The following is a 1,158-nucleotide window of genomic DNA, read 5'->3' as shown; positions in this document are numbered from 1 at the left end:
ACATATTATCAATGTTAAGCTATAGTAAAGGTTCATGGGGTCTTTTCGTCCCATTGCGGGTAGACGGTATCTTCACCGCCACTCCAATTTCACCGAGCTCGTGGCTGAGACAGTGCCCAGATCGTTACACCATTCGTGCAGGTCGGAACTTACCCGACAAGGAATTTCGCTACCTTAGGACCGTCAAGGTTACGGCCGCCGTTTACTGGGGCTTCTATTTAGAGCTTCAATTTTGCAACTTGACTCCTCCTATTAACCTTCCAGCACCGGGCAGGTATCAGACCTTATACTTCATCTTTCGATTTTGCAAAGTCCTGTGTTTTTGGTAAACAGTCGCCTGGGCCTTTTCACTGCGGCCTATTGCGCCCTTTAAAAAAGGGAACAATGAGGCACCCTTTCTCCCGAAGTTACAGGGATATTTTGCCGAGTTCCTTGGCCACGAATCACTCGAACACCTTAGGATATTCTCCTCAACTACCTGTGTTGGTTTGCGGTACGGTTAGCTAGCACTTAACAATTAGAGGCTTTTCTTGGAAATATGATTAGGGTCATTATCTACGCTCCCAAAGGATTGTAGTACTATTGCTTTCGACAGGTATGGTGGATTTGCCTGCCACACCTATATCTACGGGCTTTAACCTTCTAAATTCGTCAGAAGGCAGACCTTTCACTCTTTCGTCCCCCCTTCTCTATTGCTAGCTAGTATCGGAATATTAACCGATTTTCCATCACTTACGCCTTTTGGCTTCAGCTTAGGGACCGACTAACCCATGGATGACAACCATCGCCATGGAAACCTTAGTCTTACGGTGCAATGGTTTCTCACCATTATTTTGGTTACTCATGCCTACATTTTCTTTTCTAATTAATCCACTAAGCATCACTACTTAGCTTCAGCTTTATTAGAATGCTCTCCTACCCCTTACTGCCTAAAGCAGCAAGGCCATAGCTTCGGTAATATACTTAATGCCCGTTTATCATCGACGCTTTGTCGCTCGATCAGTGAGCTGTTACGCACTCTTCAAATGAATGGCTGCTTCCAAGCCAACATCCTGACTGTCTAAGCAACTAAACCTTCTTAGTTCAACTTAGTATATATTTGGGGACCTTAGCTGATGGTCTGGGTTCTTTCCCTCTCGGACTAGGACCTTAACGCCC

Annotated in this window: 1 rRNA gene; it reads right to left on the bottom strand. The window is 45.3% G+C overall.

Going from position 1 to position 1,158, the window contains the following annotated elements:
* Nucleotides 1-1,158, bottom strand: a 23S ribosomal RNA gene (locus ACRRVB_RS00715); the annotation flags it as partial.

Origin of the sequence: Candidatus Cardinium hertigii (genome assembly GCF_050864855.1) — a bacterium.
In the GTDB taxonomy this organism is placed as follows: Bacteria; Bacteroidota; Bacteroidia; order Cytophagales; family Amoebophilaceae; genus Cardinium; species Cardinium hertigii_C.
The sequence above is the reverse complement of the archived record's forward strand: the minus strand, read 5'-3'. Positions and strand labels throughout refer to the sequence as shown.